At 64.2% G+C, this 6861-nt stretch carries 7 protein-coding genes; 4 read left to right on the top strand and 3 right to left on the bottom strand.

Annotated elements, in window-relative coordinates; translation table 11 throughout:
* From LJE91_17115 to LJE91_17105, 3 genes are all read right to left on the bottom strand, one after another.
* Positions 1-215, bottom strand: a 215-nt coding sequence (locus LJE91_17115) for a carboxy-S-adenosyl-L-methionine synthase CmoA (protein MCG6870382.1), incomplete at its 3' end; no start/stop codon positions are given.
* Positions 212-994, bottom strand: a complete 783-nt coding sequence (locus tag LJE91_17110) for a Mut7-C ubiquitin/RNAse domain-containing protein (GenBank protein ID MCG6870381.1) — start codon at positions 992-994, stop codon at positions 212-214. The genes LJE91_17110 and LJE91_17115, both read right to left, overlap by 4 nt.
* A gap of 50 nt (positions 995-1044) precedes the next feature.
* Positions 1045-1635 (bottom strand): hypothetical protein, encoded by a 591-nt coding sequence (locus LJE91_17105; GenBank protein ID MCG6870380.1) that lies wholly within the window; start codon positions 1633-1635, stop codon positions 1045-1047.
* A 495-nt stretch (positions 1636-2130) separates the two neighbouring features.
* Here LJE91_17105 and LJE91_17100 point away from each other — a divergent pair, with 495 nt between their 5' ends.
* The 4 genes from LJE91_17100 to dinB all read left to right on the top strand — a co-directional run bounded on the left by LJE91_17100 (position 2131) and on the right by dinB (position 6602).
* Positions 2131-3915, top strand: coding sequence for a von Willebrand factor type A domain-containing protein (locus LJE91_17100; protein ID MCG6870379.1), 1785 nt, complete (start codon positions 2131-2133; stop codon positions 3913-3915).
* Between the two features lie 24 nt (positions 3916-3939).
* Complete coding sequence (locus LJE91_17095) at positions 3940-4494, top strand: RNA polymerase sigma factor (GenBank protein MCG6870378.1); 555 nt, start codon at positions 3940-3942, stop codon at positions 4492-4494.
* A gap of 7 nt (positions 4495-4501) precedes the next feature.
* A complete protein-coding gene (locus LJE91_17090; GenBank protein MCG6870377.1) occupies positions 4502-5179 on the top strand; it encodes a hypothetical protein in 678 nt (225 codons plus the stop codon).
* A 211-nt stretch (positions 5180-5390) separates the two neighbouring features.
* Complete coding sequence (gene dinB, locus LJE91_17085; protein ID MCG6870376.1) at positions 5391-6602, top strand: DNA polymerase IV; 1212 nt, start codon at positions 5391-5393, stop codon at positions 6600-6602.
* Positions 6603-6861: the final 259 nt, after the last annotated feature.

The raw sequence follows: 6861 nt of genomic DNA, 5'->3' as shown, positions 1-6861 counted from the left end.
TCGTAGATGTTCGTTCCGGCGAGGACATAGCGTTCGGCCAGCACACCGAGCAGCCCGTTCAGGGTCTCGTATCCAGGGACCGAACGACGAATCATGTCCGGGAAGACGCGCGCGACCTCCTCGTCGAAGGAAAATTCGACGAGGTCCTGCCGCGGTCGGGCGTACACCTCGTCGCGTTCGAGGCCGCCCCGCCCCTGTGGGTTCGGATCACTCATCGGGACCGACCATGGGCCTGCCGACGGAGATCACCATCCCCGGCCTGGAGCAACGATGCCATCAGCTGCTGCGCGCGGTCGTAATGGCTGCCCTTCCAGTAGACCTGGCCGCAGTCGGTGCATCGCCGGAAAAAATGGTAGTAGCGGCGCGTCTTCGGTTCGAGACGGTCCAGGACCTCGGACTTTTCGACGGTTTGCAGTGTCCCGTTGCAACGGGAACAGCGCGAGAAGGGCGAAACATCCCTCGCCAGATCGAGTCGTCGCAGGACTTCGGTAACCTGACGCCGCGGTTCGGTTTCGCGCACATACATGCCGTGGGTGACGATCCGTCGCTGCAGGAGACGCCGGTCCCGCGTCAACAGTACGCGACCCTCGTCTGCGGATATCCGGGCCACCCGCTCGTCGCGAAAGTCGTTTTCGTAGAGGGTGTCGAACCCCAGAAGCCGCAGGTAACGCGCCAAGCGACCCAGGTTGCAGTCCGCAACGAACCGGGTGCGCCGCAGCGGTCGCTCGCGCAGACGCAGCAGGGGAGAAATATCCAGCGATTCGAACACCGGATAGACGCTGACATGATCGTGGTCCCGCACGATGCGATCAAAACCCACCGACTCGCCATTGACGAGGATCAGTTCCACCTCCGTGTGCGGCACACCGAACGATTCGATCATGTCCTTGATCGACGCCTTGCGGTGAAAGGTATGGGAAAAGGTGGTCTTGCGCCGAGCCGGCGCGATGAAGGCATTCAACTCCTCGTAGAACCGGAACCGGGCTAACGCCATTGGCCCGCCCCCCTGTCTGCCACGGACACCGCCATACGTCTGGGGCCTGCTCAATCCGCCTCTGCGGGTTCACCCGCGATGCCGGCAATGACCATTCCGGCGAGCAGGGCCTGGATCACATAGTCCACAAAATTTACCAGGGTGAACACGGGATCGAACTTCCACCAGTTCCAGCAGGGAAACACCGCCATCAATCCCATGAGCACGCCCAGTGACGTGACGAAGGCGACGCGTTGCCAATAACCCGGGCGAGCGCATAGCAGCACCAGCCCCGTCATCAGCAAAGCCGCGATGACCCTTGTGGCGAGCGAGAGGATGAACGGCACCGGATTGTCGAGGTTTGCCCCTTCCCGCTTGACGGATGCAAACACCAGGGGCCCCTGCTTCATCCGCGCGGAGGCTTCATCGAAATGGCGCAACTGCTCCGCCTCGCCCGCTTCCGGCGCGAATTTCTGCGGATTGGGCAGCAGGTACACGCCGCTGCGCTGCGCGTTTGCGGTGATGATTGCCGCCACTGCCACTTCGTCGGAGAACTTCAGGAGCGTGGCGTTATGCCATGGAAGGGTCAGCCACGATACCGCGACCCAAACGAACATGACGACCCCGCCGAAAAAGCCACCCAGAGCGAGTCTTCTCAACATGATCCCCGGTACCTCAAGTCGCCGCCACCGGCTTTCCCGCCGCCCGCGAAATATGGGCTGGCCATTTGCCGTCGCATTTGGGCCAGTGTACGACAAAACTCTCCTTCGCGCGGCACGTCGGGCGCTGACATCGACGGCTTGCCGCGCGGTCGACAGGAGAGAAAACGATGTCCGGAAATACCGCTGGGCAAAGGGCGAGGTACCGCCGGTTTCGGTAGCTCGACGGACGGTTAATCCGTCAGGGAGCCACGCAGGAATTGAAGCTGCCCCGGGGTATTCGATACGAGGGCGTCTGCAGCATGGATGCTGCAGTCGAGCCTCCAGGGATGGATTCACGGCATCCCTCGAATCGAATACCCCGGGGCAGCTTCGCCGAAGTCAGAGCCATTCCGGTTAACCCCTTTGCGGTTCTTCTGCGTTTACACCATCAGGAGACGGGGCCGAGAGGCACCACCTCTCAAACCGAAACACCCGTTCATTTCAGGAGTGAAAACGATGAAACCCATCGGAATTCCAGCGCTGCTCCTCGCAGTGGCGATAACGACCACCATGGCGGCCTGCAACGCATCTCGAACCCCGACCGACGCACCGGCGCCGGACACGTCTCAGGGGCCGGATGCCGATGCACCGGCGGACCGGGCGACGGCGGACACGCGCCGGCACCCACGCCCGGACGAAACCGTGCCCGGCAAGGCAGAAAAAACTCCTCTCGCGGAAGCGAGGGGCACGATAACGGAGCCGGCCGATGCCCCTATGGGGGCTACCGGGAGACACGCGGATCGGATGCAGTTCGCCACCGCAGTCGCCACGATGCCGGGCATACGTCCCCCGTCCGAACCCGTTGACCGGGAGAACTACGCGCACTTCGACGACAATCCGCTCAAGCGGGCCGCGGAGACGCCGGTGTCCACCTTCAGTATCGATGTCGACACCGGCGCCTACAGCAACGCGCGACGGATCCTCAACGCTGGGCGCCTGCCGGCGCGGGACGCCGTGCGGGTCGAGGAGATGATCAACTACTTCGACTACGACTATCCCGCAGCGAAGGACGAAGGCACGCCGTTTCATTTGGTTTCTGAAATCGCCCCGGCCCCCTGGAACCCGCGCACGCACCTGCTGCATATCGGGATACAGGGTTACGACATCCCCCGCGACGAACTGCCCCCGGCCAATCTGGTCTTCCTGGTCGACGTCTCGGGTTCCATGCAGTCCGAAAACAAGCTGGGACTGCTCAAATCGGCGCTCAAGCTCCTCACCCGCCAGTTGCGCGAGCGCGACACTGTCTCCATCGTCGTCTACGCTGGGGCCTCCGGCGTGGTGCTGGAGCCCACCGGAGGAGATCGCAAGGGCGAGATCATGGCAGCGATCGAAGGGCTTGCCGCCGGTGGTTCGACCAATGGCGGGGCGGGGATACGCCTCGCCTATACTATGGCCGCCCAGGGTTACGTGAAGGACGGCATCAACCGCGTGATCATCGCCACCGACGGTGACTTCAACGTCGGCACCGTCGACTTTGAGGCCCTGAAGAACCTGGTGGAGGAACGGCGCGCGGGCGGTGTCTCCCTGACGACCCTGGGATTTGGCGCCGGTAACTACAACGACCACCTGATGGAACAGCTCGCCGATGCCGGTAACGGCAACCACGCCTACATCGATACCCTGAACGAGGCCCGCAAGGTACTGATCGAAGAGATGAGCTCGACCCTCCGTACCATCGCCAGGGACGTCAAGATCCAGGTCGAGTTCAACCCGGCGCTGGTTTCCGAATATCGGTTGATCGGCTACGAGAACCGCTCGCTTCGCCGCGAGGACTTCAGTAACGACCGGGTGGACGCAGGCGATATCGGTGCGGGTCACAGCGTCACGGCGCTCTACGAGATCGCCCTTACTGGCGGCGGTGGTAACCGCATCGAGCCGCTGCGATACGGCACCTCCGCAGAACCTGCAACCCGCCACGCGGACGAACTGGCCATGCTGCGCGTCCGCTACAAGGAGGCCCTGGGCGAGGCAAGCCGGCTTGTCGAACACCCGATCCGTAAATCCGAGGTGATCGCATCCGCGACCGACGCCAGCGACCGTTACCGCTTCTCGGCGGCGGTGGCGGGGTTCGGGCAGCTTCTGCGGGGCGGCCGGTATCTGGAAGGATTCGGGTACGACGAGGTCCTCGAGCTGGCCCGTGGTGCAAGGGGCGAGGATGCCCACGGATACCGGGGCGAGTTCATCGCACTGGTATCCCTGGCGGCCGCCCTCGGGACCCCCGAACCCGTGGCGTCGCGGTAGCCGCGCATCTATGCTCAGCGATTGATGGACGAGGAACCGGGCGACGAAGAACTCATGCAGCGGTATCGCGACGGTGATGCCGCTGCGTTCGAGACGCTCTATGCCCGCCACAAGGGGGCTTTGTACCGGTATTTCCTTCGACAGTGCGGCAACGAGGGCCTCGCCGAGGAGTTGTTCCAGGACGTGTGGATGAAACTGATCAAGGCCCGGGAACGTTACGAACCCCGTGCGAGGTTCGGCACCTGGCTCTACACCCTGGCACACAACCAGCTGGTGGACCATTATCGCCGCAGCGGCAACCGCGCCGCGCTGCACGAGTCCACCGGGCGTACGGATCCGGAAACCCTGCCAGGTGCCGCTTCCGAAACGCCGGATCAGCGCACCCACTCGCGGCTCCTCGTCGAACGCCTGCTCGAGCTGCTGAAGGGACTGCCGGGGCCGCAGCGGGAGGCCTTCCTGCTGCGGGAGGAGGGCGGACTGGGGGTCGAAGCGATCGCCGTCGCCACCGGGGTATCGAAGGAGACCGCGAAGAGCCGGTTGCGCTATGCCGTGCGACGGCTGCGGGACGGACTGGGGTAATCACGATATGAGCGACAGACCTCGGAAACCGGTCCCCGACGACGAAGACCCCATGGTCTCCTCGCTGTACCATCAAACTCCCCAAGAGAAGCCGCGCCCCGAGTTGGACACGAAAATCCTCGCGGCGTCGAGACGCGCGGTCAGGTCGCGGCCACGAGTGGCGGGCCCGTTCTCCGGTCGCTGGACCGTGCCGGTATCCATTGCCGCGGTCCTGATGATTTCCGTGATCCTGGTTCCGCTGCTGCGACAGGGATCCGACGGTCCTCCGGAGGTGCCGGCCAGACGATCGGTTCCTGTTCCTGCTCCGGCGGAGACGACACACTTGTCCCCTGAAACCGTTGCGCCTTCGCGCGAACGCGATGCCGGGAAGGCCCTGGCGCCGGGCGCCGACGACGCTGCCTCCCCTCCCGTTGCTGCCCCCCGGTCGGAACGTGCCGTTCCGCTCGAAGCATTGCGGAAAAGTGAACCGGGGAGCCCTTATGCCCCCGCCCTCACAGACCAGGCGATGCCGCAAGCGGAGGTGCGAGTAGACGATTCGAGTTCGGCCGCCCGACGACTCCACGAGATCGAGCGGTTGATGCAGACGGGGGATATGGCGCGCGCGCGCGCGATGCTCGAGGCCTTTGTCAGGGATTATCCCGATTCCCCGGTCCCACCCGCGATACAATCGCTGTTGAAAGACTGACCGTCCGGCAGTTTAATTGCTGTTATAATTGACAGCCTTCTCAGGCGCATTGCGCTACGTGTTTCTGCTGGAATCCAGCTTCGGACCCAATCGTGCCTGGTTGTCGACCGCAGACAGAGATCCCGTCAGGGCGAGTCCGGGAAAGAAACCGGCGAACCGGCGTTACGGTTCGCAGAGACTCTGCCCACAACCCTGTGGACGAATAGTTACCATGGCTCTGGACAGATCGAAACTCCGGAAATTCCTTACCGGGAGCGGTCAGCGCGAACTGGACGTCGATTCGGATTCGGTTCGTGAACCGTTCACACCCTGGGCCGAACAAGATCGGGATGCGCCGCCGGCCGATTCGATCACCGGCGAAACGACGACTACAGCCCTGCGGAACTCCCGACGAATCCTGCACGTCGACATGGATGCCTTCTTCGCCGCGGTCGAGGGACTGCGCAGCCCGGAACTCCGGGGCAAGCCGGTCATCGTCGGCGGGCGGGGCGACCCGTCGCGACGGGGAGTCGTTTCGACCGCGTCCTACGAGGCCCGCCGCTACGGCGTGCATTCCGCGATGCCCCTGCGCACGGCCTGCGCACACTGTCCGCAGGGGGTGTTCCTGCCCGTGGACATGCCCCTTTACGTTGCCTGGTCGCGCCGAGTCAAAGCGATACTCCGTGAGTTCTCGCCAGTCGTGGAGGAAACGAGCATCGACGAGGCCTTTCTCGACCTCACCGGTCTGGACGGCGACGCCGTCGCCACCGCACACGCCCTGAAGCGGGCGATCCGCGAGCGGACCGGGCTCTCCTGCTCGGTGGGCGTGGCGCCCAACAAACTGCTCGCGAAGATCGCCTCCGACCTGGAAAAGCCTGACGGACTGGTGGTTCTGAAACGAGAGGACCTGAAGACGCGCATCATGCCGCTGGCGGTCAGAAAGCTTTGGGGGGTGGGACCGAGGACGGAGGAGAAACTCCGCGCAGTGGGTGTGCGCACCATCGGCGACCTCGCGGCAATGCCGGCGGCGCTCCTGATCGAGCGGTTCGGCGAATCGCAGGGACGTTATCTCGCACGCGCCTCGCACGGAATCGATGAAAGGCCCCTGGTCACGCAACGGCGGCGAAAGTCGGTCAGCCGGGAAACCACCTTCGAGCACGACGTCTCTGAGGCCGGGCAACTGGCGGCGACCCTGGGACGGCTTTCCCGGTCGGTTGCCGGCAAGCTCGCCGACGACGGGCTCGAGACCCGTCAGATCACGGTGAAGCTGCGATATGCGGATTTCGAGACCCGCAGCCACGGGACCACACTGACCGGATACACCCGAAGTGCAGCGGTCATTGGGGACGCTGCACAGAGCTGCCTGCAACGATTCGACCTGCACCGACACATACGCCTGATCGGGATTCGCGCCGGCGAACTGCGGGGCGGATCTATCTCCTAACGGCATTCCGCCACCCGAATCCACCACGACGACGGGTTTGCCGGGGCATTTTTACCTATGGTGCTGACCTTCCGTCCAGCCGCCACCATTGCCGCGCCGCAGGCGTCGCAGCCCCGGGGGGCTCACCGTTGGGTAATCCGGCTCAGTCGAACAGCCGTATCCGGGGCGGCGCTCAATTCGCCGCGCTCGGGGATTGGGCTCAGCAGTGCCGGCATGGGGTATGGGATTTCCCGATCGAGCGCTCTGCCAGCGGCGCTCG

It is taken from the genome of Gammaproteobacteria bacterium (genome assembly GCA_022340215.1).
GTDB lineage: Bacteria > Pseudomonadota > Gammaproteobacteria > JAJDOJ01 > JAJDOJ01 > JAJDOJ01.
Note: the sequence above shows the minus strand (reverse complement) of the source record. Positions and strands in the feature narration are given on the sequence as shown.